The sequence below is a fragment of the Rhodanobacter sp. Col0626 genome (genome assembly GCF_049994385.1).
Taxonomy (GTDB): domain Bacteria; phylum Pseudomonadota; class Gammaproteobacteria; order Xanthomonadales; family Rhodanobacteraceae; genus Rhodanobacter.
Genome location: NZ_CP188260.1, coordinates 2,076,254 through 2,100,119, shown reverse-complemented (window position 1 = coordinate 2,100,119; position 23,866 = coordinate 2,076,254). Strand labels below are relative to the sequence as shown.

General features: G+C 63.4%; 15 protein-coding genes. 8 read left to right on the top strand and 7 right to left on the bottom strand.

All coding sequences use genetic code 11. From position 1 onward, the window contains the following. Nucleotides 1–4 precede the first annotated feature (4 nt). Nucleotides 5–583 (bottom strand): ferritin-like domain-containing protein, encoded by a 579-nt coding sequence (locus ACPPVV_RS08825; RefSeq protein ID WP_426703077.1) that lies wholly within the window; start codon nucleotides 581–583, stop codon nucleotides 5–7. Between the two features lie 528 nt (nucleotides 584–1,111). Here ACPPVV_RS08825 and ACPPVV_RS08820 point away from each other — a divergent pair. The 5 genes from ACPPVV_RS08820 (at nucleotide 1,112) to ACPPVV_RS08800 (ending at nucleotide 5,669) form a co-directional block, all read left to right on the top strand. After that, complete coding sequence (locus ACPPVV_RS08820) at nucleotides 1,112–2,029, top strand: NADP-dependent oxidoreductase (protein WP_426703076.1); 918 nt, start codon at nucleotides 1,112–1,114, stop codon at nucleotides 2,027–2,029. A gap of 277 nt (nucleotides 2,030–2,306) precedes the next feature. Continuing rightward, complete coding sequence (locus tag ACPPVV_RS08815) at nucleotides 2,307–3,347, top strand: helix-turn-helix domain-containing protein (RefSeq protein ID WP_426703075.1); 1,041 nt, start codon at nucleotides 2,307–2,309, stop codon at nucleotides 3,345–3,347. Nucleotides 3,348–3,392: 45 nt separating this feature from the next. Further along, complete coding sequence (locus tag ACPPVV_RS08810; RefSeq protein WP_426703074.1) at nucleotides 3,393–3,881, top strand: OsmC family protein; 489 nt, start codon at nucleotides 3,393–3,395, stop codon at nucleotides 3,879–3,881. Between the two features lie 3 nt (nucleotides 3,882–3,884). Beyond that, nucleotides 3,885–4,514: a glutathione S-transferase family protein gene (locus ACPPVV_RS08805; RefSeq protein ID WP_426703073.1), complete on the top strand. Its 630-nt coding sequence runs from the start codon at nucleotides 3,885–3,887 to the stop codon at nucleotides 4,512–4,514. A gap of 99 nt (nucleotides 4,515–4,613) precedes the next feature. Next, nucleotides 4,614–5,669, top strand: a complete 1,056-nt coding sequence (locus ACPPVV_RS08800) for a DUF1993 domain-containing protein (RefSeq protein WP_426703072.1) — start codon at nucleotides 4,614–4,616, stop codon at nucleotides 5,667–5,669. Nucleotides 5,670–5,853: 184 nt separating this feature from the next. On the opposite strand, the gene ACPPVV_RS08795 is transcribed toward ACPPVV_RS08800, so the two are convergent. After that, on the bottom strand, nucleotides 5,854–6,291 hold the full coding sequence (locus ACPPVV_RS08795) for a hypothetical protein (protein ID WP_426703071.1): 438 nt from the start codon (nucleotides 6,289–6,291) through the stop codon (nucleotides 5,854–5,856). Between the two features lie 39 nt (nucleotides 6,292–6,330). Here ACPPVV_RS08795 and ACPPVV_RS08790 point away from each other — a divergent pair, with 39 nt between their 5' ends. Together ACPPVV_RS08790 and ACPPVV_RS08785 are read left to right on the top strand one after the other, a co-directional pair. Next, entirely contained in the window at nucleotides 6,331–6,642 is a 312-nt protein-coding gene (locus tag ACPPVV_RS08790) for a DNA-binding protein (RefSeq protein WP_426703070.1), read from the top strand. Nucleotides 6,643–6,670: 28 nt separating this feature from the next. Next, the gene (locus tag ACPPVV_RS08785; RefSeq protein WP_426703069.1) at nucleotides 6,671–6,898 is read left to right on the top strand and encodes a hypothetical protein; all 228 of its coding nucleotides are present in this window, start codon (nucleotides 6,671–6,673) and stop codon (nucleotides 6,896–6,898) included. Between the two features lie 381 nt (nucleotides 6,899–7,279). On the opposite strand, the gene ACPPVV_RS08780 is transcribed toward ACPPVV_RS08785, so the two are convergent. The 3 genes from ACPPVV_RS08780 to ACPPVV_RS08770 form a co-directional block, all read right to left on the bottom strand. Then, nucleotides 7,280–18,196 (bottom strand): autotransporter-associated beta strand repeat-containing protein, encoded by a 10,917-nt coding sequence (locus ACPPVV_RS08780; RefSeq protein WP_426703068.1) that lies wholly within the window; start codon nucleotides 18,194–18,196, stop codon nucleotides 7,280–7,282. Nucleotides 18,197–18,704: 508 nt separating this feature from the next. Then, nucleotides 18,705–19,706 (bottom strand): helix-turn-helix domain-containing protein, encoded by a 1,002-nt coding sequence (locus ACPPVV_RS08775; protein ID WP_426703067.1) that lies wholly within the window; start codon nucleotides 19,704–19,706, stop codon nucleotides 18,705–18,707. 392 nt (nucleotides 19,707–20,098) lie between these two features. Further along, on the bottom strand, nucleotides 20,099–20,470 hold the full coding sequence (locus ACPPVV_RS08770) for a YciI family protein (protein ID WP_426703066.1): 372 nt from the start codon (nucleotides 20,468–20,470) through the stop codon (nucleotides 20,099–20,101). A gap of 184 nt (nucleotides 20,471–20,654) precedes the next feature. Here ACPPVV_RS08770 and ACPPVV_RS08765 point away from each other — a divergent pair, with 184 nt between their 5' ends. Then, nucleotides 20,655–21,020, top strand: coding sequence for a YciI family protein (locus ACPPVV_RS08765; protein WP_426703065.1), 366 nt, complete (start codon nucleotides 20,655–20,657; stop codon nucleotides 21,018–21,020). A 168-nt stretch (nucleotides 21,021–21,188) separates the two neighbouring features. Here the strand turns inward: ACPPVV_RS08765 and ACPPVV_RS08760 are convergent, their stop codons facing one another. Then, nucleotides 21,189–22,421 (bottom strand): ABC transporter permease, encoded by a 1,233-nt coding sequence (locus ACPPVV_RS08760; RefSeq protein WP_426703064.1) that lies wholly within the window; start codon nucleotides 22,419–22,421, stop codon nucleotides 21,189–21,191. 1 nt (nucleotide 22,422) lies between these two features. Beyond that, nucleotides 22,423–23,721, bottom strand: coding sequence for an ABC transporter permease (locus tag ACPPVV_RS08755; RefSeq protein ID WP_426703063.1), 1,299 nt, complete (start codon nucleotides 23,719–23,721; stop codon nucleotides 22,423–22,425). Nucleotides 23,722–23,866: the final 145 nt, after the last annotated feature.

The following is a 23,866-nucleotide window of genomic DNA, read 5'->3' as shown; positions in this document are numbered from 1 at the left end:
TTGCTCAACCGAATACGTAAGCCGCAGTCGGAATCGGCGTCCCTGCAGCGTTGTTGAGCGTGGTCCAATGAATGGCCTCGTCGGCGGAAATCGACGCGAACAACTTCGCGAGCCCGGGATCCTTGAGCGCCGTGATCTGGCCGATGTAGGCACTGGCGGCACCACGCTCGAGCATGGTGGCCAGCGCAACGACATCGGCCTCGGACTTGAGGGAGCCAAGCTTGAGCTCGGCGATGTATTGGGCGTCGGTCTTCGGCTCGACGGGCTTGCCACCGGCCGTCGCAACGAGTTTCGCCAACGAATCGCGATGTGCCTGGTGGTGGCCCATGAAGACGACCGCGAGCTTGAGCGTTCCGGGCGAAAGCAGTCCGCTCTTGCCCGCGATGCGGTAGGCGGCGATGCCTTCGTGTTCGAGGGAAAGCGCCGTCTGGATAACGCCGACGTCGTTCGGACGAACCGTCGTGGTCGACATGGCCCTGCTGGCGAACAGGCTCGCAGTACCGACGCCAAGTGACGCAACGCCCGCTAGCGCGAGGAACTTCCGCCGGTCAACCTTTGGCTCATTCATGGCCCTTCCCCTCATGGAGTCTTAGACATTGGAATCTGCCACGCGCGGCACTCATCAAAGCGCTTGCGTGCCGGTGAAGAACATCGACAGTGTGCTCGGCCGGATGGTCCGTTACTAGCGATCTTCGATGCCTTGCGCGCAACTTTGGACGAGGACGCACGGCAATTGGACGAAGCCGCACGCGCATGCGATCGAGTCGGGTTGCCTGGCGGTCGACGCCACGAGAAACTACCCACGTCGAATATCTCCGCTTACCTGCTCGATGACTTTCAGACGTGCGCATACATGCGCAGCACTCCGCGTCGAGCGCGTATCCCTTCGTTCGTGCATCGCCAATACACCCATCGCTCCTTGAGGCGGGGGAGACGCCCACGTTGATGGTGTGGTAACGCGCTTGGGAGCATCCTTTTTCCCCGAGCGCGGCGGAAGGCTGCTCGGCCAGCCTCATGCGCATCGATTTGTTCGTTTCCGACATCAGACGTCCGGCTTTCCATCCCTGCAACATTTCCACCAAAGAGACAAACGACCAAGGAGACAATTCCAATGAAAGCGATCGTGGTGACGGACCAGGCTGCGGGAACAGCCGGGATGAAGCTGGTGGAACGGCCCGAGCCGCAGGCGGCGATAAACGACGTCGTTATTGAGGTTCATGCGTCGGGATTCGTCCCGACTGAACTGGCGTGGCCCTCGACCTGGACCGATCGTCGCGACAGTGACCGAACACCGTCGATCCCCGGACACGAGTTGGCCGGCGTGGTCGTCGCCCTCGGCTATGGCACGACGGGTCTGTCGGTGGGACAGCGGGTGTTCGGCCTCGCAGACTGGTATCGCGACGGCACCCTTGCGGAGTATGTCGCCATGGAGGCACGCAACCTCGCGCCGTTGCCGGGCGACGTCGACTTCACGGTGGGCGCGAGCCTGCCGATCTCGGGCCTGACCGCTTGGCAGGGACTGTTCGAGCACGGCCGCCTTCGATCAGGGCAGAGCGTCATCGCGCACGGCGCGGCTGGCGCAGTCGGGTCGATGGTGACGCAACTTGCACGAGAGGCGGGCGCGTACGTCATCGGTACCGGACGCGCTGCCGACCGTCAAAAGGCGCTCGACTTCGGCGCGAACGAGTTCGTCGACCTAGAGAACGACGCCCTGGAAGACATCGGCGGAGTCGATCTAGTGTTCGATCTCATCGGCGGCGACATCGGGAAGCGATCCGCGCGCCTGGTTCGAGCCGGAGGAACGCTGGTGTCCATCGTCGGTCCCGCGGAGGCGCGGCCCGCTGATGGCCTGGCGGTCGACTTCGTTGTCGAGTCCGATCGTGCCCAACTGAGTGAGATCGTCCAACGCGTGCGGGACGGACGACTGCGGACGAACATCGGCAACGTCGCAAACCTCGACAACGCCGTTGCCGCCTTCAACCCGACCGAGCGGATCCAGGGAAAAACGATCATCCGCGTTCGTCCGTGAGGACTTGCGCTCTTTGCCGAGGGAGAGACGCGCGCGTTGATGGTGTGGTTACGCGCTTGGGAGCATCCTCTTTCCCGGTGTGGCAGAAGACCGCTCGGCCAGCCTCAGGTGTACCGACTTGTTCTGTTTCCGATCATTGAATGAATGGCGCCGAGCCTGTCGGAACACAGCCTTGCCAATGGTGCGATCCACGGCTTGGACCGCCCTTGTCGCGTCATGTTCTGGTTGGCGGCAAACCAATGGAACTCAATGAAACCCACGGCATGACTGCGCTCTCATGAAAAGCTCTGATTTCGACAAATTGTTCCGGCGGGATCCGACCGCGCCGATTCTGCCCTACCCGCCCGCGTCGCTGGCGGAACGGATCCTCGATTCCATGGATGTCCGCATCGAGGCCTTCGCGATATGCCGGATCGCCCGGGACGCGGCGCTTGTCATCCCGGCAATTTCCGACCTGAAGATCATGTATGTGCTCAAGGGCACGTTGCATCTCAGCGTCGACGGCAACGAGCCGCTGGTGTCGCCGGCGGGCAGTATTGTCCTGCTACCCAAGAATCTTTCGCGCACGCTGACAGGCAAGGAACCTGTCAACCGGACGTACAGTGTCCAAGAGGCTCTCCACATGGGGATCCACAACCTCATGTATCTCGATGCGTTCGCTGGAGACGAGTACGAAATCCGCGTGCTGTGTGGCCGGATCCAGGTCGGCTTCGCCAATGACTTCGACGCGTTCGATGGGCTCGTCCGGCCCATAAGCGCCAAGCCGGACAACGATGCTTTTGTCAGAAGCGCGTTTGAGACCATGCTCGATGAGAGCAGATTCCGCACGGCCGGCTCGCAGGCCCTCGCGAACACCTTGATGAAGGCGTGTCTGGTCGAGCTGCTGCGCCACGATCTCAATCAGTTGCATCAGCCAGGCAGCTCGCCGTCGATTCTCCTGAAGCCTGGCGTCGGTCGGTCGGTCATCGCGATCTTCTCGCAGCCTTCGGCGACGCACAGCGTGGCCTCGTTAGCCAGAACCGCCTGCATGAGTCGGTCCGCTTTCGCGAAGGCATTCGTGGAAACCACCGGCGCGACACCGATCGAATTCGTGACGCGTGCGCGCCTTGCCAAGGCGCGTGATCTGATTGCGGCGACGGGGAACTCCATCGCATCGATCGCGATAGCCGTGGGCTTCGCCAGCCGCAGCCATTTCAGTTCGCGATTCAGCCAGCGCTACGGCGAAGATCCCACGACGTATCGCAAGCGAGCCCGGCAAGAAGCGGACCCGACCGCCAACGACTTTCCGACAGCGCTCGCTGCCAACGATCCATCGTGACTCGCTCCAGCGAGTCAGTCTTCCCCGCACATCGAGGTCGTCCGCATGACTAAACATCCAGTGATCATCGAAGATACGGGGCTCGGACTGTTCCAGGTGGAAGTGCGCGCCCAGGGAACGTCCTTTCTTTCCGACGAACCGATCTCTTCCGGCGGCCTGGCCTCCGGTCCGGGGCCGTTCGACCTGCTCAGCGCCGCACTCGGCGCATGCACGGTCATGACCGTGAAGCTCTACGCCCAGCGCAAGGCGATTGCCGTGTCCCACGTGCAGGTCATGATTACGCACCAGCGCGATCCCGAATCGCAGCGCGACGTATTCGAACGCTCGATTTTCATCGACGCAGCGGTAACCGAGGATGAGATGAAATTACTGCTCGCCGCAGCGGATCGCTGTCCGGTGAGCCGGACGTTGAGCGCAGGCTCGGACATCGTTACGACCCGCAGTCAGACAGCGATCACCACCGCTCGGCGCGTCGGGGACGAGACCCACATCCGCGCCATGGATCGGGCCTGCGACGAACTTGCCACCGGCTGACCCATGCTCGTTGTCCACCATCTCAGCCATTCAAGATCCCAACGCATCCTCTGGCTTCTGGAAGAACTGGATGTGCCCTACGAGATCAGGTTGTACGAGCGCGAAGGCAGAAGCCATCTGGCTCCGGAGGCATTGAAGTCGGTCCATCCCCTGGGGAAATCCCCGGTGATAACCGACGACGACCGCGCCGTGGCCGAGTCTGGCGCGATCGTCGATTACATCGTCCGTCGCCACGGCGAAGGCAGGCTCGCGCCGTCGCCGGACAGCTGGCTCTACGACCAGTACATGCAGTGGCTGCACTACGCCGAAGGATCGGCAGCACTGCCCTTGATCATGAAAGGGCTTGTCTCGCACCTGGGCAACATGTGGCGCCCGCTCAAGCAGGGCGTCGACATCGAGCTGGATGCCCATTTGAGCTACATCGACCAGAGCCTGGAGGAACGCGACTATCTCGTGGGAAACGCATTCTCGGCCGCGGACGTGCAGATGAGCTTCATCGGTGAACTGGCGGCGATCCGGAGCGACAGGAGCCGGTTCCCGAACCTCGAAACATGGGTCCGCCGGTTTCAGCGCCGGCCAGCTTACCAGGCCGCCATCCGGCGAGGAGGTCCTTATGCCCTTGGAAGCGAATGATCGAAAGATACAGCGCCTGCGTCCTTTCTCTTTTGAACAGCACCTTGATACCCCATGGCCGGCAACCGAGCGTTCCGGCCATCCAACGGGAGACTTCTGATGCCCGCCGACATGTACAACGACACGATTCCCGCGCTGCTGCGAGGGCTTGGAGTCCTTCAGTCTTATTTGGACAAGATGCAGGTGGCTGTGGACGCCGGGCAATTCACCGGCGAAGAACTGCTTCAGGCACGCCTGGCAGACGATATGCTGCCACTTGGTCGTCAGTTTCAAATCGCCAGCGACAACGCCAAGAATGGTCCGGCCCGGTTGGCTGGCCAGGAAGCGCCCTGGTTTGTCGACAACGAACAGACGATAGGGGAATACCGCTACCGGATCGAGAAGACGATCGCGTTTTTGCGGACGTTGACGCCTGAGGCCTTCGAAGGCAGCCAGGCGCGAATGATCGATCAGTCGTATCGGCGCGTGGGTTCCGCCATGACCGGGGAAGATTATTTACGCGCCTTGCTGCTGCCCAACTTCTACTTCCATGTTGCAGTCGCACACGCCATTTTGCGTTACAAAGGTATCCGGCTGGGCAAGAGCGACTATCTCGGCGCATTGCCCGGTCTGGCGCCCATGGCCGTGGATTCGCCCAGGGAAGGCCCTCCGGTACGATTCCTGACCCATGCGGAAAGCATCGATTGGCTCGCAGGACGCGGCCTGCGGGAAGTGCCGGCGACTGACAAATCTGGCAACAGCTATTTCCAGTTCGAGCTGCAACCCCTCCCCGTAAGGCTGTCCGACCTGATCGGTTCGCTGATGGAGGATCTCGGCGAATTCGAGGGTGGACTGCTGCTGCTGAGCGATTGGATCTGGGACGATGAATACGAAGGCGATCCAACGGCGATGTATCGCGAGGCGCAAAAAGAAGCCCGCCCATTGAACGAAGCGCCCGGACTGCTCCTGGACACGTCGGATCGTCAGGACGCGGTGGCACTGTTGACCTTGCTCGTGGAGCGCAAGTGGACCGGTCAATTTTATTCTGCGTCCGGCGCAACGACCCTGCGGATTGTCGAAGGCGACCGTGTACACGTTTACACCGCAAATCCGGAAGCAGAACGTCTCGTGCGATATCGGCTCGTCGTTTCGGGCGGCGACGTTCTGCCTATCTGAAGAACTTTCATTTTTGATGTTTCCAACGCCATCGACCATCGGTACATTGTTCGAAAACGACCATCAGCCGACGACCTTGCGAGGAACTCCAAAGCATGTGCTGGCTTCAAATGGATGAAACCTGCGACGCATGGCCCGTCGCCCACCGGCACCTGCAACGGAAGACGCAGGCTCGGGCCGCTCATTACCACGCCAATCTGAACCAACCATGAATCAGCCTATTCACGAAAACCTCGATGAAACCTTCGTTGCGCGCCAGCGCGAGCGGCTGCTCGAACTGCGGGCGCAGCTCATTGCTGGTGGAGACGCCGCCGGCGCCGAGGAAGACACCTTGCAGATGGCTGCCGGTGATGAGCCCCAGGACGCCGTTGACGATGGCAACCGCCTCGAGCAGCAAGCCAATGACGAAGCGATACTGGCGCACGACCTGGAACGGATCGCGGCCATCGACCGTGCGCTGGAGAAAATACGCGAGCATACGTATGGCGTGTCCGACGGCAATGGAGAACCCATCGGTCGTGCGCATCTGGAAGCCGTGCCCGAGGCGGTCTTCACCGTGGACGAGCTCAATGCAAAAGCGCGCCAAAGGTAAACAGTAAAGGTGAACAGTCAGCATGAACATTCCGCAGTGACTCCGGCTGCCGTTGCCGAGGCGGCAGACATGCTGCTGGTCGCTGGCGAACGCCCGAGTCCCGACCGTGTACGAGCGTTGATCGGCACGGGCTCGCATGACGTCATCGCCGGATTCTTGGACGTCTGGTGGGAAGACTTGGGGCGACGCATCATCGCCCCATCGGCTGATCCCTGGACGCCACCTCCGGAGGTTCAGCAGATCGCCGCGACGCTTTGGATACGGGCCACCGCGCACGCACGCGCCATGCTGGCGACTTCCCATGAGGAAGAACGCGAATGTTTACTCGGAACGATCGCCCAGCTGGAAGCGAGATTGCAGGATGCGTCCTCCGGCAACTAGCGTCAAACCATCCGTCGAAACCCACAGCATGGCCAGAAAACGCATGGCGGTGACCGCCGACATAGTCGATCCGATCATTCTGCTTCACAGAGGGTCGGAGGTGATTTTCGATGAAAATTTCTCGGATCACCTCAACGGCATGCCTCCGCATCAACGCAAGAAGTGGCTTGCAGACCGCTCGATTTTGCTGCTGGACGAATACGACGACGGCGCGTTCGATACCAACGGCGAACTCGATCCTTGGGAGCCCGACTAAGCGACACGCGCCAGAGCGCTCAAACGCACGACGTGGCGCATCGCATCATCATGATGCCTGGTCGATCGGAACAACATAACTGTCTGCCGATGATTTTCGTTCCGAGCATGACGAGGCCGCCTGCGCAGATCGTAGATCGACGCCACCCTCCCTGGAATCGATGATTCCAGGGACCCGCCATGCACGTGGCGCTTTCGGACAACCCGCATCTTGCGCATTGATTCTTGCCGCCACGGCTCGAGAATCGCCCTTGCCTCGTCTTCGATAGCAAGGGCCCATCGCCCTGCCCCAGCGTCCGAATGCAGCCGGGGTTGCTCGACAGTTACCTGCTCGATTCCGGTTACACCGAATCCGGGACAGGCCCGTGCGCGAAAGTTGGGGTCACCAACGCATACGGAACCCCAGCGTCCCGTTCATCGCATGCGAATCGCCATGAGACAGGCCGGACTGGGCCTGTACTTCGCCGTAGATGGAGTAGCGGCCGCTGGCCCAGTCGATGGCACCGCCGACGCCGAGACCGCCCCACCAGCGTTCGTTACGCGTGGTGAAGTCGGTGCCGGCCACGCTGACCTGTGCCGAGTTCTGGAAGTTGTTGTAGACGTTGGCGATGACGTACAGGTGCGTGACCACCGCACCGCCCGCACCCTGACGCGTGTGCAGGTAGTCGAGAGTGGCGCCGGCGCGGGCCACGCCGGTGTTGCCGTTCTGCTGCCTCACGCCAGTGCCGTACACATCGTTGAAGCTGTCGAACGAGGTCTTGCCGTAGGTCACCTGCGCCTGCGGCACGATCGACCACACATCGCTCAGATGGAAACTCTGGCCGGTTTCCGCGCTGAGGGCGTAACCGTCGGCGTGGTTGTCGTCCACCAGCAGACGTCCGAGCGTGTGCGAGCGCAGGTCGGAGTTGAAACTCAGCCAGTGCGCCTGACCATCGACATAGAAGCCGTTGTCGCCGTACCAGGTCAGGGCGGTGCCGATGCCATAGGCGCGCGAGTTGATGCGTCCGTCGCCGTAGGCCGAATGCACGTTGGCGTTGTCGTGGCCATATTGCAACGACGCGCCGCCCACCAGCTTGCCGGCACCGTTCTCGCTTAGCGTGGCATCCAGGCCGACTTCGGACTTCCAATCGGACGTGTCGTAGTGCGTGCCGCTGGTGCTGTAGGCCGGCTTGATGGTCCGGTCGCTGCCCTGCGTGCGCACCCACACACCTTCACCCGGCTGCATGCCGTCGCTGCCATCGCCGTTCCTCCACTGCCGACTGCCGGTGCGCTGGACCAGCGTGTCCATGGTGTTTTCCTGCTGCAGGATGCCTGCATAGGCTTCGTACAAAGGCACGCCCGGCTGATACAACGGCGGTGGTGGGTTGTTGCCGTTGCCGGGATCACCCGGATCGCTGGGAGGATTGGTCAACGCCGAACGCAGGTACCAGTCGCCGTCTGCCGTGTCGGTGCCGTCCTTGTACAGGCGATACGCATAAGCGCCGGCGATCACCGCCTGCTGGCCCTGGAACACATAGTCACCCTGCAGTGCGAAGCTACCGTTGGACACACCCTTCACATCGATCAGCTTGATGCCCTGCGGAGTCGCCGCGCCGCTGCCACCGACATGGGTGACGTGCACCAGCGAGTTGCCCGAGGTGTCACCGGCGACCACCAGCATGTCGGTGGCCGAGGCATCGCCGCCCAGCACGGTGTTGAAGTTGAGCAGGCCGCCCTGGCCGACATAATCGCCCTGCACCGTCAGCGTCGTGCCCGGCGTCTTGCCGAAGTTGACGACGCCGGCGTTGGCGAGTGAATCCACATGCTGCGAGAAGCCGCCGAGATCCAGCGTGGCGCCGCTCTTCACCGCGAAGGCGGAACTTGCGTTGAAAGCGTTGGCCATTGCCGCGCTCAACGTGCCTGCGGTGACCGAGGTGGCGCCGCTGTAGCTTGACGTACCACCCAGCACGAGCGTGCCATCGCCGCTCTTGCTGAGGCCGCCGCTGCCGGACACATCCCCGTCGAGCGTGAGCGTGGTACCGGCGTCGGTGTCGAACGTCGCGGCGCCACCGAGGCCGACGCTTCGATTGCTCTCGAAACTGGCCGTGGTGTGCAGTGTGCCGTCATCGACGGAGAGGCTGCCGGTTGCATCACCGAGGTTGGCGTCGCTCGATATCTGCAACGAACCCGCGTGCACTTCGGTTCCGCCGGCGTAGGTGTTGCTGCCATTGAGCACCAAGGTGCCGAGGTCGTCCTTCACCAGCATGCCGGAGCCGCCGAGCATGTTGTCGATGGTTGCCGTCATGTTCGCGCCGGCAGCGGTGCCGTCACCCACGCGAATGGACGATGCGCCACCCGTCAAGGTGATGGCGCCGCCAGCCAGCTGATAGCCGTCGGCGCTGAATTGCATGCCCGAAGCGCTGACCTGGCCGTTGGCATTGTCCACAGTCACCACGCCGCCGCTGCCACCGAACACGGCGAACGTACCGTTGCTGTAGGGCGCGTTGAGCGAACCGGTGGCATCGGTCCAGTAGTCGTTGTCGGCCAGCCGCCAAGTGCCGGTGCCGCCGGTGATGGCGCCGTCGTTGGCATGGCCGGGGCCGTCCCAGAAACTCAGCGTCAGGCCGTCGGTGTCGACCAGGTTCACTTGATTCGCCAGCGACGTCTGCACGAACGCATCGGTGGTCGGCACGGTGCCGAGCGCGAGGCCGTTGTTGGTCAACGCTCCGTCGTAGCTGAAGAGGCGATACACGCCGGGGCCGAAGCTGCCGCCCGGGGTGGCGGACACATTGAGCGTGCCATCCAGCGTGAGGTTGCCGTGCACGATGGTGAGGTCGTTGGTTGTACCGCCCACGGTGCCGGCCTGGCCCAGTTGATAATCGAGCGCGCTGTTCGCGCCCAGCGTCAGGTTGCCGTTGACAGTGAGCGTACCGACTGTGCCCGTCGCCGCGCCGGGGCTGAGCGTGGCACCGTCGGCCACCGTCACGTTGCCGCCGATGGTGCCCGCGCCGCCCAGCGTGCCACCACTCTGTACCGTGGTCGCGCCGTTGGCCGCGGATTGGTCGCCGTCGATCAGCAGCGTGCCACCCTGCACCGTGGTCGCTCCGGTGTAGCTGTTGTCGCCGGCAAGGACGGTGGTGCCGCTGCCGATCTGTGTCACCGCACCCGACCCGGAGATCACGCCGCCAAATGTCTGGACGTCCGAACGATCGAACGCCAGCGTGCCGTTGTCGGCCACGTCGCCAACGATCGAGCCGCTGGTGCCGCCCTCGCCAAGCTGCAGCACGCCATCGGCGATGGTGGTGCCGCCGGTGTAGGTGTTGTCGCCGGCGAGCACCAGCGTGCCAAGGTCGGATTTGGTGAGGCCGTCGCTGCCGGTGAGCACGGAGGCGATGGTCGCGCTCATGCCCGCGCCGTCGGTAGTGCCGTCACCGACGCGGATCACCGGTGCCGAACCGGTCAGTGCAATGTCATCGCCCTCGACGCGATAGCCATCGGTAGCGAACTGCATGCCTGAACTGTTGATCGCGCCGAGACTTGCATCGACGGTAACCGTGCCGGCGGCGGCGCCGAAAATGGCGAAGCTGCTGTCCTGGTACGGCGCGTTGATGGTGCCGTCGACGACGGTCCAGTTATCGTTGCCGCTGACGTTCTGCCACACGCCGTCGCCACCCTGCACCTGGCCGTCGCCGCGCGCGCCGTTCCCGTCCCAGAAATTCACCGCCAGGCCATTGGTGTTGACCAGGTTTACCTGCTGCGCGATCGAGGTCTGCAGGAAGAAGTCGGGCGATGGCACCGAGCCAAGGTTGATGCCATTGTCGGTCAGGTTGCCGTTGTAGCCGATGACGCGATAGATGCCCGGATCGAACGAACCGCCCGAGGACACCGACACGTTGAGCGTGCCGTCGAGGGTGAGGTCGCCGCCGACCTGCACGAGATCGTTGAGCGGACCGCCGACCACATTCGCCTGGCCCATGTCGACATTGAGGCTGGACGCATCGCTCAGCGCAAGACTGCCCTTGATCGACAGCGTGCCCGGCGCGCTGCCGGCATTGCCCGGGTTGAGCGAGCCGCCGTCGGCCACGTTGACGTCGCCGCCGATGGTGCCCATACCGCCCAGCGTGCCGCCGCTGTCGATCGACGTGGTGCCCGTCGCTGCCGACTGGTCGCCGTTGATGATCAGGCTGCCGGCACGGACATTGGTGCCGCCGGCATAGGTGTTGTTGCCGCTGAGCACGGTGGTGCCGGTGCCCTGCTGTTCCAGCGTACCGCTGCCGGAGATCAGCCCCGCAAGGTTGAATGCATCGCTGCGGTCGGATACCAGCGTGCCGTTGTTGACCACGTTGCCGATGATCGAGCCGGTGGTGCCGCCGTTGCCCAGTTGCAGGACGCCACCGCTGATGGTGGTGCCGCCGCCATACGTGTTGTCGGCGGAGAGAATCAGCGTGCCGCCGTCAATCTTGGACAACGCCCCGGCGCCGGCAATCGTACCGGTCAGCGTCGCATCGACCGTGGTATCGAACGTGCCGCCACCGCTGCCAAGCGTGATGCCTCGGGCCGAAGTAAGGGCGCCTGTGTTGCGCAACGTACCGCCATTGATCGATACCGCGCCGGATGCGTTGCCGAGATTGGTGTCGTTGTTGACGTTGACGATGCCGCCGTTGATGAACGTGCCACCGGCATATGTGTTGGTACCCGAGAGTAACAGCGACCCCGTGCCGATCTTGGTGAGCGCGCCGGCGCCACTGATGGCTCCGCTGGCAATCATGATGACCGACGTGTCGATCGTGCCGCCACCCTGGTTGAGGGTGATGCTGCGCGCCGTGACGAAATTACCTCCACCAGTCCGCAGCGTGCCACCGTCGAAGCTGAGCGTGCCTGTGAGATTGCCCAAGGCCGTATTACTCGATGCCTGCAGTACGCCGCCATTGATCGCCGTGCCGCCGGTGTAGTTGTTAATGCTGCCAGTAAGGACCAGCGTGCCGAGATCTTCCTTTACCAGACTGCCGGCGCCATTGAGCGGAGCGTTGATGGTCGCGGTCATGTTCGCGCCGGCGGCGGTGCCATCGCCGACGCGGATCACATCCTGACCGCTGGCGAGAGTGATCCCGGCCCCGGTACCCGTGACGGTATAGCCGTCCACCGCAAACTGCATGCCGGAACTGGTCACGGCTCCGAGGGAATTGTCCACCGTCACCGCGCCCGGCGTGCCCATGAAGATGGCGAACTCGCTATCGGTGTACGGCGCGTTGTACTGGCCCGTCTGGTCGGCCCAATTGCTGTTGCCTGTGCTGTTCTGCCAGACACCCGCGCCACCGTCGATAGTGTTGTTGCCATGGCCGTTCGGGCCGTCCCAGAAGTTGAGCGTGAGTCCGTTGCTGTTGAGCAGGTTCACCTGATTCGCGACGGACGTCTGCACCTGATACGTGCCGGCCGGCGTGGTGCCCAAGGTGAGGCCGTTACCGGAGAGCGTGCCGTCGTAGCTGATGATGCGGTACAGACCCGGACCAAAGCTGCCGCCCGGCGTGGCCGATACATTGAGCGTGCCGTTGAGGTCGAGGTTGCCGTGCACCACGGTGAGATCGTTGAGCGTACCGCCGACCACATTGGGCTGGCCGAACTGGTAGTTGAAGATGGCGCCGGGGGCCGCCGCCAGGTTGCCATTGAGGGTCAAGGTGCCTGCCGCGCCCGTGTCACCCGGGCTGAAGATGCCACCGTTGTTGATCCGTACATTGCTGCCGATGATGCCGGTACCGCCCAGCGTGGCGCCACTCAACACCGACGTGCCGAGGCCGGAGACGGCGGATTCGTCGCCGTCGATCAGCAATGTGCCCGCGCTTACGGTTGTCGCGCCCTTGTACGTGTTGGTGCCGGTGAGCACGGTGGTACCGGTGCCATTCTGTACCAGGCCACCGGTACCGGAGATCAGGCCGCCAAACGTATAGACGTCCGAACGATCGAAAGTCAGCGTGCCGTTGTCGATCACGTTGCCGAGGATGGAGCCGTTCGCGCCACCATTGCCCAACTGCAGCGTGCCGGCAGCAATGGTGGTGCCACCGGTGTAGGTTTCGGTGGCGGTCAGCACGGTGGTGCCGGTGCCGGACTGCTGCACCTTGCCCGCGCCGGAGATGACGCCGTCGAGGGTCATCGTGTCGGAGCGGTCGAAGCCCAGCGTGCCGTTGGTGTCGACGATCATCGTGGCGCTGGCGATCGAGCCGCTGGTGCCGCCATTGCCGATCTGCAGCAGGCCGTCATTGACCACGGTGTTACCGGTGTAGGTGTTGGTGCCGGTGAGTAACCATGTGCCTGCATCGTTCTTGGCCAGCGTGGTGATGCCGCCCGGGCCATCGATGATGGTGCCGCCCATGGTGTTGTCATCGGTATTCGTGCCGCCCAGACCGAGTGTGCGATTGCCGCTGCCGGCATACGCAGCCGAACCGGTATTGGCGAAATCGATCGCACCGGTGCCCGACGATTCGATCACGCTGGTGCCGCCCGACAACGTGAACAGCCGATCGGTGGTGTCGCCGGTGCCGGTGTAGCGCAACGTCGCGCCGTTGCCGATCACCAGGTTGGTGGCCGCGTTCGACGACGAGCCGATGCTGCTGGCCTGACCGCCGTTGGTCAGGTGATCTACACCAAGCACGCCTCCCGAAATCGTGGTGACGCCGGTGTAATTGCTGGCGGCGTTGCGCAGGATCCAGGTGCCGACACCGGTCTTGCTGAGGGAGGTCTTGCCGGTGCCGTTGTCGGTGATCTGCGCGGCGAGGCTGTTGTTGTCGGCGCTGGTGCCGGTGAGCGTAACCGTCTGTGCCGTGTTCGGCGTGCTGAAGGCGATCGCGCCGGTATTGGTGAACTGAACCGCGCCGGTACCAGAGGCGTTGAGCGCACTTCTGTTGGATGCGCCGAGGGTGAACAGCCGATCGGTGCTATCGCCGCTTCCCACGTATTCGAAAGTGCCGCCGTTGAGCACGAGATTGGCCGCGGCGTTGTTCGACGAACCGATCGAGCTGGCCGCGCCACCATTGGAAAGTTTGGCGACTTCGAGAATGCCGGCGTTGGCGGTGGTGGTCCCGACATAGTTGCTCGCAGCGCTTGAGAGATACTCGAAGCTGCCGCCGTTCTTCACCACGTTGCCGGTGCCGGTGATGGTGCCGCCGTAGTTGGCCGCGGCGGCGGAGTTGGCGCCGGAATTGATGGTCAGCGTGGCGCCGCCGAGATCGGTATTGCCACCGGTGCTGCCGCCGCCGGTGATGTAGCTTGCCGAGGTGTTGAATCCATTGAGGTCGAGCTGCGCGCCGGCCACATCGAAGTAATTGATATAACCGGTGCCGAAGGCATTAGTCGCCCCCGCCTGCAAGGTGCCCGCGCTGAGCGTAGTGCCGCCGGTGTAGGTATTGCTGTTGGTCAGCACCAGCGTGCCGGCTCCCTGCTTGGTCAGATTGCCTGCGCCCTGGATCGACCCGCCGATGGTGAGCGTGGTTGCCGCGTTGGCGATGTTGAGGCCGCCCGCGCCGCCGGTCAGCTGGATGCCGCGATCGATGCTTACGGTGGCGCCGGTGTAGACCAGCGTGCCGTTGGTGAAGGCGAGATTCGCCGGATCGGAGGTGGACGCGCCGATGCCGCTGTTCTGGCCGCCGTTGGCGAGGCAGTCCGTGGTCACCGTGGCGCTCGCGATGATGGTAGCGCCGGTGTAACTATTGCCGCAGCCACTGAATGTCTGGTTGGTACCGGAAAGAGCGCTCACCCCACCCGCACCACTGATGTTGCCGCTGAATGTGCCGGTACCCCGCAACTGCAGCACGCCGGTATTGCCGAGCGTGACGTTGCCCGCGCCATTGAGTCCGGTGACCCAGACCGCGAAACCGTTGAGGTCGGCGGTCGCACCGGCGTTCACCGTCAGCTGGCCAGCACCTGCACCCGTGGCGGTGCCGCCAAAGGCTTGGGCGGAGCCAGCCTGCAGCGTGCCGGCAGTGACGGTGTTGCCACCGGTGTAGGTGTTGGTACCCGTGAGCACGAGCGTGCCCGCGCCATCCTTGATCAGCGATCCGCCGCCAACCACGGTGCCATCGTCCGTTAGCGTGGTGCCGGCCTGATCGACGGCGATGTGACCGGGACCACCGGCCAGGGTGAAGCCGCGATCGATGTCCACCGTGCCGCCGGTGTATTCCAAGCCACCGCCAGTCAGCTGCAGATTGCTCGAGTCACTGGTTGCTGCCCCAAGGCTGCTGACCTGCCCGCCATCGGCCAGCGTCGCGACCGAGAGCAGACCGCCGCTGACCACCACCGGCCCGACAAAATCATTGCCCGGATTGGTCAACGCCAGCGTGCCGGCGCCGGTCTTGTTGAAGCCTGCATCATCCGGGCTGGTGACCTGACCACTAAAAGAAAGCGTCGTTGGGCTATCGACCTGGATCGTGCGCGACGGGCCACCATTGACCAGGGTGAAGCCGCGATCGGTGGACGCGGTGGCACCGACGTAATGCAGCGTGCCGTTCTCGATCGCCAGGTTGGACGGGTCCGCCGACGACGCGCCGATCGCGCTCGCCACACCGCCATTGGCGATGCTGTTGATGTACAGCGTGCCACCGCTGATCGTCGTGCCACCGGTATAGGTGTTGGCGCCTCTCAATTGGACCGTGCCCGTGCCCGACCCGCCAGAGACAAAGCTGGTGGCTCCGCCGTTGTCGACGATGGTGGAAGTGATGAAGAAATTGCCGGTGTTATTCTGCAGCACGCCCAACGGGCTACCACCGACACCGCCGGTGATCGATCCGCCCTGGATATTTTGCGCGGCGCCATTGGCGCTCGGCGAGACGATGATGTTGCCATCCACGCTGAGCGTGTTGGCAGCGCCGACAGTGACAGTGGAATTCGCTGCCGCGGTGTACTTGAGACCACCGAGTGCGACATTGCCGTTGACCGTGCCGGTATACGGCGTGTTGGCGGCGCCACCTTCGTCGCTGACGATGTCGCCGTTCATCCAAGTGGCGGCGTTGTCCTTGTCCGCATAGTCGGTGAACGCGGTGATCACCCCGCCCGTCACCTGCGCATAGTCGGTGCCGTTGACGGTGGCCCAGCCGCCGAGCGCGCCATCGGCGTGCGTCGTGGTGATGGTGCTGCCGGTGTTGAAATCGAAATCGACCAGGCCGCCGCTGCGGTTGATCGCGCCGAGCCCCACATTCAAGGTGTGGCCGCTGGCGGCCGTGGTGTTGATGCGATTGCTGCCCGCCGTGACATCGAGGCCACTGAAGCTCTGGCTGTTGGTCGCTGCTCCGCCGGTGATAACCAGCGTGCCGCCATTGAGATTGAGCGCCGAAGCACTGTTGATGATGTTGCTCGCCGGTGCGCCTGCGGCAGCAAAATTCAGTGCCAGCGTACCGCCGCCGACGAGGGTGTCGCCGCTGTAAGTGTTGGCGCCGGTCAACGTCTGCGTGCTCGCACCCAGTTTGGTCAGTCCGCCCGTACCGATGATGCTGCCTGCATACGTCGTGCTGCCCGTACCGGATTTGAGCGTGAGCGTGCCGCTGCCCAGGTCCACGCTGCCGCCGGTGCCGGCGAGCGAGGGCACGATAATGTTCTGATCATTGAGGTCGAGTGTGCCGCCATTGACCACCACCGCCTTGGTGGCGCCCAACGCCTGGTCGGTGCCGGCGATCAAGGTGCCGCCCTGCACCGTGGTGGTGCCGGTATAGGTGTTGTCGCCGTCAAGTTCCCAGCTGCCCGCGCCATTCATGGTCACGCTGCCGGGACCGGAAACGATGCCTGACAAACTGTTCGCACCGGCGGAACTTCCACCGAGTGTCAGTACGGCGTTGGTCGCGGCGGTCGCGACTGTACCCGTGAGTGCGAGTGCGCCGGCGCCGTCGTTGTCGATGGCACTGGCGCCTGCAACGTTGAACGCACGATCCGTGGTGACCGCCCCGCCAACATAGCTGAGCGTGCCGTTGGTCAGGCTGATGCCGCCGGCGGTGCCGGTGCCGAACGAGCTGTTGCTGCCAGTGGCGGCCAGCACCGGCGCCACGACCGTGATGGCGTTGATGCTCGAAGCACCGGTGTAAGTGTTGGCGCCGCCTAGCGTGATGGTGCGGCCCGCAGTGCCCGCATAGGAGAAGGCCTGATCGGAGGCGCTGCTGATGACGCCCAGCAGTGCCATGTCGGCGGTTTGCGCCGAGAAGCCCATGGTCAGCAGCCATGGGTTGGTATTGGAGATGTTGCCGGTGAGGGTCAGCGTGCCAGTGCCGAGGTTCCTCAACGAGTTGCCACCGCTGGACGTGTTCTGGAATTGCCAGTCGCGGTTGGAGGTGTCGCCGGTACCGGTATAGTTCAGCGTGCCGCCGAGACCACCGCCCGCCTGCACCGTGATCAGTCCGTTCAACGGATCCGTCGGTGCGCCCAGCGCGCTGGCCTGCCCCAGGTTGCCTACCGAGGTGAAACCGTAGGTGCCGCCGCCGGCAAAAATCGTCCGGCCGGTGTAGTCGTCGGCGGCGTTGCTCATCGTCACGCCACTGGCCGCCGCGATGCCTCCCGCGCCGGTGAAGCGGGCTGCGCCCGCGCCACGCAAGGTGATCGAGCCGCTGGTCAAGGTCACCACGCGAGTGGCCGCCAGCCCGGTCGTTGCAGTCAGTGCAGTGCCCGCGGCCATGGTCAGGCCGTTGCCGGATGTGCCAAGGGCGGCATCGGTGGCGAGCGTGAGCGTGCCCGCCTGCACGTTGACGCCGCCGGTGAAGATGTTGGTGCCCGACAGGATCAACTGGCCGCTGCCCGTCTTGGTCAGGCCCTGATTGCCGGCGATGATCGAATCGATGGTGGCCGCGGTGCCGTTGTTGGTGATGGTCGGCGTGGTGCCGCCCAGTGTCAGGGTGCCGCCGGTGAGGGTAAATCCGCTGACGCCGAACGTCAGGTTCTGCACCGTGATCGGCGCACCCAGCGTCACCGTGCCGGCGGTGCCGGCGAACACGGCGTTGTCGAACGCGGCGTTGTCCCAGGTGACAAAGGGACCGGCGACCCCATCGCTGGCGCTGTTCCACAGTGGCGAGGTGATGTTCCAGGTGCCCGTGCCGCCGCTGCCGGCGGTGCCACTGTTGACGTCCCAGTAGAGATCGGTGGAAAACGCCGTTGGTGCATACAGAACCGACATCGCAGCAAGCAAGCCCAGGCGCAAGGTCCAACCGGCCGACGCCAGGCGTAGCGCGGGACGTTCGTCGCAACTCATCGCACTGGGGCGCCCACGCCCCTTGCCGTGCTTGCCCGCGAGTTCGGAAGCTACCACCCATGTATTGAGTGCCGTGGACCAGACGATGCGAAATACCCGGTTCATCAAATTCCCCTGTCGATGTGCAGTCGGATGAAGCTGTGCGTGGTGGTGCGATGGCCGTGGTGACTCAGGCCGAATCAAAACCCGTTCGTTGGCGCCTGCGGTGCCACTGCGCAAAGGCATCGCGCAGGCGCCGCGAAGACGGCATCTGGCGGGTTTGTGCATGGGAGAAGGCATGCGCGCGAGCTGCCGAACGCAGCTGACGGGCGTCGGATGTCGGCGTATGCAATCGATTTAAATCGGTTCGAAACAAGAACACGAACTAATCCCTGAGCCGGAGGGGGTTCTCCGGCCGATCAGCTGCCGACTGGCGTCACACAAGAGTTAATCCCTACGCAATGTCGACAGCGTTTATGAAAGCTTCATGCAAGGTTATTCAAGGAATGCGCCAAGGGATCGGCGTGGCGTCTCCTTTCGTTCGGCGTGACGTCTCATTTCAATCGGCAGCACATGCGCGCAGGAAGGGACACGCTGTGGCGATGCGAGAGTTGCCCGCTCGGCAACGCGTCCGTCAGGTCGGTGGGGCCTTGTCGGGGAGGCACGCAAGGTGCGCCTGCAACTCCACACCCTGCTGCGCCTTGTCGCCTGACCTCGCCGCCTTGGCGTCGCTGGGCGTCATGCCGAAACGCGCACGGAAACTCCTGAGCAACTGATTGCCGCTGGAAAAACCCAGGCTATAGGCCACTTCCGTAATCGAGCGCGAGATGCGACCCACCTGGGTGAGTTCGCGATAAACCGCGTCGAGGCGCATGTCGCGCAGCACCTTGGCCACGCCCCCGTCAGCCGCGAACGCCCGATACAGATGCGCGCGCGACACGTTGAAGCGGCGACACAGAAAATCCGGCGACAGATCCAGCAGATAGAGATTGCGCTGCATGAATTCCATGATGCGCTGCCGCAGCCTCGCTGCCAGTGACGCTACATCGCCAACGTCGATCGCCCAACGGCCTTTCAGTGCTGCCGACAACAGCATCACCAACGCTTCCTGCGCCGCCAACGCCTGCATTTCCGGCAGTGGCTTTGCCAGTGTGCACAGGCCGCCGAGGCAGGCGACCAGCAATGGCGTCATCGGCCAATCTGCCTTCAGCACGGTACCGTGCAGGTTGCGCGAGCCGACGACCTTTTTCAGCAGTTGCCGCGGCAGCGCCACCGATATCGAGGCACCCGCCTCCACTTGGCTCTTCAGTGGCTGGGCAAGATCGAAAATGCAGATGTCGCCCGAGTGCGCCGTCACGGCGATGCCATTGAAATCACCCTGCAGCGCGCCCGCCGTGAGCGCCTGCACGAGGTAGTGATCGAACCCGCTCCGCACCGCGAGGCGTCGATCGCACGGATGCCGCTGCCGGCTCGACGACGTGGTGCCGATCAGCAGCGAGCCGACCACGCGCGATCGCGTCAATCCCTGCAGCGGACGATGTCGATCTGCCGCCATCGGCAGCGGCTCGACGATCGGGCATGCCACATAGCGCCAGAACTCGTCGATCTCGTCGGCCTCGACGAAATCAGTAGACACGCAAACTTCGTCAACCATCACCAATCGCCCCCTGTAGGCTTTCGATGGCACCGCTGAGATATTGCTACCAGCGGTTCACATGGTCGCGAATGTTAGCAAAGCAGGTAACGCACTCCACCGGACAGAAGTCACGGTCATGCGCGCCAAAAGGTGCTGCCCGTCACGAAATCGGCGAACTGAAAAACAGTGGGCAAGCACAGGTGCCGTGGAGACTTAGTCGTAGTTTCGGATGGATGTTCCGGGGCATCCACGGCCCCGCTAGCTTGACCTGATCGCCTGGCCAAACGTCCGTGTCCGATCAGAAGCGGACATCGCCGCGACAACTGCCCAGCCGCGAAGGTCTTTGAAGAGGAAGGCCGCCAAAGCGCTCTTGAGGCAGGTGTACAAAGCCCTCATCGGTCCAGGTAGAAATCCATGGGGATAAGCTCGACGGCCCATCCGCCTTCTTCGCCGAGCTTGGCGGCCGGGTGCATGGATGCGATGCGCAGCGCCTCGTCATGGCTGTCCGCCTCGATGATGAACAGGCCGCCCACCACTTCTTTCGACTCGGTGTAAGGCCCATCGCTGATGTGCGTCTTGCCCTTGCGCGAGCGAAGTGTCCTCCAGCCATCCAGATCGCCAAGCGACGCGGAGACCAGGACCTTGCCAGTAGCGCGCATCTTCTCGTCCAGTGCCGGGCACTGGCTCACCAATGCCTTGACGTCGTCCGGCGCCATCGCGGCGAATTTTTCCGGGGTGAAGTAGGCCAGGCCGAGGTATTTCATGTGAATCCTTTTGAGTGGGGATGCACTGACGACGAAGCTGATGATCCGAAATCGACAATACTCCGGAAGAGTTTGTCGCGGGCACCCCTGTCGATCGCGTGCACCTTCGTTCGTTTAGTTGGCAGGACCAGGTCAAGCTAGTCACTGTGGCTGGCAGCCTGATCCGACCTGCATGGAGAATCCCATGACTACTGACGCCAAAGTGGCAAATCAACGGTACCTGATTTCGTTTGATGACGGCTCGATGGACCATATCCGGGAGGAAGACTGGCCATGGGTGGGCGAGGCAGCACACAAGGTGCTTCGAGAAGCGAAGGCCGCCGGGGTGTGGATCTTCGGCTGCGGCATAGAGCGCCAGCAATCGACCATTGTTGCGACAGACGGGACCGTCACAACCGGGCCTGTGCAGGAGACAAAGGCAGTTATCGGAGGCTTTTCGATCATCGAGGTTTCCTCACGTGAAGATGCGCATGTTTGGGCTGCCAGGATCGCTGCCGCATGTCGCTGCGCGCAGGAGGTTCGCGAGATCATGTTCGATCCGGAATCCTGATAGGAGTTTGCCGGGTCATATGGCTTGACCGCGTATACAAACCGACGCGTCCTTGCCTGTGAAACTTGGGCCGCTCCGGGTCGGGAGCTGCCTCCACCGTGCCCCGATATCACGGGACAATCACCCTTCTCCGGCACCGACGCCTCGCCGCTGAATCCGCCTCCAGGCTCAATCGCTTCTCGTCGCCACTACCGGAGGCACCGCGGCGGCATGCAGCGCCGGTGCCAGCACGGCGAGTTGGCCGATCAACCACAAGGCGATCGCGCCGACCGGGAAATAGATGGCCGGCAGTCGCGGCAATTCGTAATGCTGCATCAGCAGCAGGTTGATGCCATAGGCCAGCACCATGCCGAGTGCGATGCCGATGGTAGCCAGCAGGAAATTCTCGGTCTGGAAGTAATGCATGATGTTGCTTCGGGTGGCACCCAGCGCGCGGCGCACGCCGATGGTGCGGCGGCGCTGCCCCACCCAGAAACTGGCCAGCCCCGCAATACCCAGCGCGGTGACGATCAGCAGCGCCACGATGACGCCCACCAGCATGCCGGCCATGGCGCGGTCGTTCTCGAAGAATCCCTGGCGTAGTTCGTCATAGGTGCGCTGCTCCAGCACGATGCGGTGGGGGTCGAGGCGCTTGAGCGCAGCCAGCGCGGATTTCAGCACCTTCTCGCGATCCTCCGGGGCGGTGCGGATCACGTAACTCCCCCCTTCCGTCGCGGTCAGGCGTATCGGAAGAACGACGCTGTACTGGGCACCCATCTGCAGGTTGTCCGGCCGTGCCAGTGGCGCGCTCACGCCGACCACCTGCAGTGGTATGTCGTCACCAACGTAGATCGTCTTCCCCAACGCGCTCCGGCCTGGCCACAGGCGCGTGGCGACTGCCTGGGCGACGATCACGGTGTGGGGCAGGTTTTTCATATCGTCGCTATGCAGCGCAGGCATGACGGCTTTCAGATCGATCAGCTCATCGGGCTGAAAATCGCGCCCCGAAATCAGCCGTACACCCAGCGTCGTCAGCAGGTTCTGGCCGTAGTAGCTCGCCGCCTCAAGCGAGTTCTGCCGCTGTTGGGGGCGCAGCTTGAGGCCGCTGCTGGACATGTCGTAACCACTGAGCGGCAGCTGGTTTGCCAAGGCCACCGCCTGCGCCCCGGCGATCTGCCGCAACGTCGCCAGATCGGTTTGGGCCTGCGCGTAGGCATCCGGTCGATCGCCGATGTACGCAAACTTGATCTGCAGCAGATCGTGCTCGGCGATGCCGCTGGGAATGTCCATGCGCTGCAAGCGTTGATGGATCAGGAACACCGCGTTGCACACGATGGCGCAGGTCAGCGCCATCTGCACAATCAACAGCCATGCGGTGATCTTGTGTCGGCGCAGAGTGGAGAGAATCGGTCGGATGTCCATCTCAGTTGCTCTTCAATTGCAGGCCGGGGGCGATACGACAGGCACGCCAGGCCGGCAACGCACCGGCCAGCAGACTGGCAACCACCGCCAGCACGAGCGTCATCAACAGCATCGGGCCATCCAGATGCGCCAGCGAGGCGTAATCCGCCGGCCGTCGTCGCACCACCCACAGGCCCAGATACGCCAGCAGCAGGCCGCCAAGACCACCCGCAAGCCCGATCACACCCGACTCCACCAGCAACTGCATGAACAGCGCACGCCGTGATGCGCCCAGCGCACGGCGCACCCCCAGTTCAGCGGAGCGGCGCAGGAACTTGGCCAGCATCAGGCCTACCGTGTTGACCAGGCATACCAGCAGGAAACCCAGTGCCAGCCAGGTCTGCAGCTGTACATCGCCGGGCACGACCTGCTCGTAGTCCAGCCACTGCATCAGGTTGCGCAGGCGTACGTTGGGCGGACGCAGAAAGCGACCCAACGACTTTTGCTCCTGCGAGTAATGGATCAGAAACTGCTGGTAGGCGGCGGCCTGGGTCGGCGTGTCCAGTTGCACCCAGAACTGCAGCCACACGCAAGGCGCTGTGGGAGTGGCGTCGGCACCGCCATTGCCCCAGCAATTGGCGCCGCCGAGATGCGCCAGGTGCAGGTCCTGCGAGGTAGACAACGGCAGGTAGACACCTTCGTTCCCACTGTAGTTTTTCACGTGGAGGTCATAGAAATGCGGGCTCGGCCGCCAGTCGCCCAGCACGCCGACGATGCGCATGGCATGACCCTCCACGCGCAGCATGCGTCCGCTGCTGTCGCGACCACCGAACAGCTTGTCATTGAGCTTGCTGCTGATCACTACCACGGCCGCGCTGGCCGCATCCTCGGACGCGGCCCAGGCATGGCCATACTGGAACGGCACCGCGAACATGGGAAAGAAGTCGGCCGTGGTGTAGCGCGCCGTCTGGTAAAACGGATCGAGCGCGGACTGCGCTGGCTGGATGGCCACCGAGCCGCCCGTCATCAGCGCCTGGCGATCGGCCCGCTTCGCCCGCAGCAGGTTCATGCCGTCGATCCAGGTGACCTGATCCGGCGGCTCGCCGTGGGGTTGGTAGTTACCCATGTCGCGCGGATCGAGTTGCGGCGCATACAAGGTGCTGCTCCTTCCCGGCAACGGATCACCCGACAACACATGCAGTACGGTCAATGTGGTCATGCTGGCGCCGATGCCCAGCGCGATAGCCAGCACCATCAGCACGGTGAGCGCCTTGTTGCGCCGAAGGCTACGCAAGGCAAGGTCAAAGTAGTAGCCGAACATTCCTTTCCCCTTGATGCACTATCGCTTCTACAAACAGGAGTGCGGATAACCACACGCTTCACATCACCGCAGGCAGGAACAGCAAGGCGCGCACCAGCGGACGCTGGCAACAGCCATCAAGTTTCACTTTCTGCGCAAATGAATT

Bases quoted from the DNA above. Each gene is read 5' to 3' on its own strand.
- ACPPVV_RS08805 (WP_426703073.1), top strand. From the start codon at position 3,885: ATGCTCGTTGTCCACCATCTCAGCCATTCAAGATCCCAACGCATCCTC.
- ACPPVV_RS08795 (WP_426703071.1), bottom strand. From the start codon at position 6,291: ATGTTCATGCTGACTGTTCACCTTTACTGTTTACCTTTGGCGCGCTTT.
- ACPPVV_RS08760 (WP_426703064.1), bottom strand. From the start codon at position 22,421: ATGGACATCCGACCGATTCTCTCCACTCTGCGCCGACACAAGATCACC.
- ACPPVV_RS08815 (WP_426703075.1), top strand. From the start codon at position 2,307: ATGAAAAGCTCTGATTTCGACAAATTGTTCCGGCGGGATCCGACCGCG.
- ACPPVV_RS08780 (WP_426703068.1), bottom strand. From the start codon at position 18,196: ATGAACCGGGTATTTCGCATCGTCTGGTCCACGGCACTCAATACATGG.
- ACPPVV_RS08825 (WP_426703077.1), bottom strand. From the start codon at position 583: ATGAGGGGAAGGGCCATGAATGAGCCAAAGGTTGACCGGCGGAAGTTC.
- ACPPVV_RS08755 (WP_426703063.1), bottom strand. From the start codon at position 23,721: ATGTTCGGCTACTACTTTGACCTTGCCTTGCGTAGCCTTCGGCGCAAC.
- ACPPVV_RS08770 (WP_426703066.1), bottom strand. From the start codon at position 20,470: ATGAAATACCTCGGCCTGGCCTACTTCACCCCGGAAAAATTCGCCGCG.
- ACPPVV_RS08810 (WP_426703074.1), top strand. From the start codon at position 3,393: ATGACTAAACATCCAGTGATCATCGAAGATACGGGGCTCGGACTGTTC.
- ACPPVV_RS08785 (WP_426703069.1), top strand. From the start codon at position 6,671: ATGGCCAGAAAACGCATGGCGGTGACCGCCGACATAGTCGATCCGATC.
- ACPPVV_RS08800 (WP_426703072.1), top strand. From the start codon at position 4,614: ATGCCCGCCGACATGTACAACGACACGATTCCCGCGCTGCTGCGAGGG.
- ACPPVV_RS08790 (WP_426703070.1), top strand. From the start codon at position 6,331: ATGCTGCTGGTCGCTGGCGAACGCCCGAGTCCCGACCGTGTACGAGCG.
- ACPPVV_RS08765 (WP_426703065.1), top strand. From the start codon at position 20,655: ATGACTACTGACGCCAAAGTGGCAAATCAACGGTACCTGATTTCGTTT.
- ACPPVV_RS08820 (WP_426703076.1), top strand. From the start codon at position 1,112: ATGAAAGCGATCGTGGTGACGGACCAGGCTGCGGGAACAGCCGGGATG.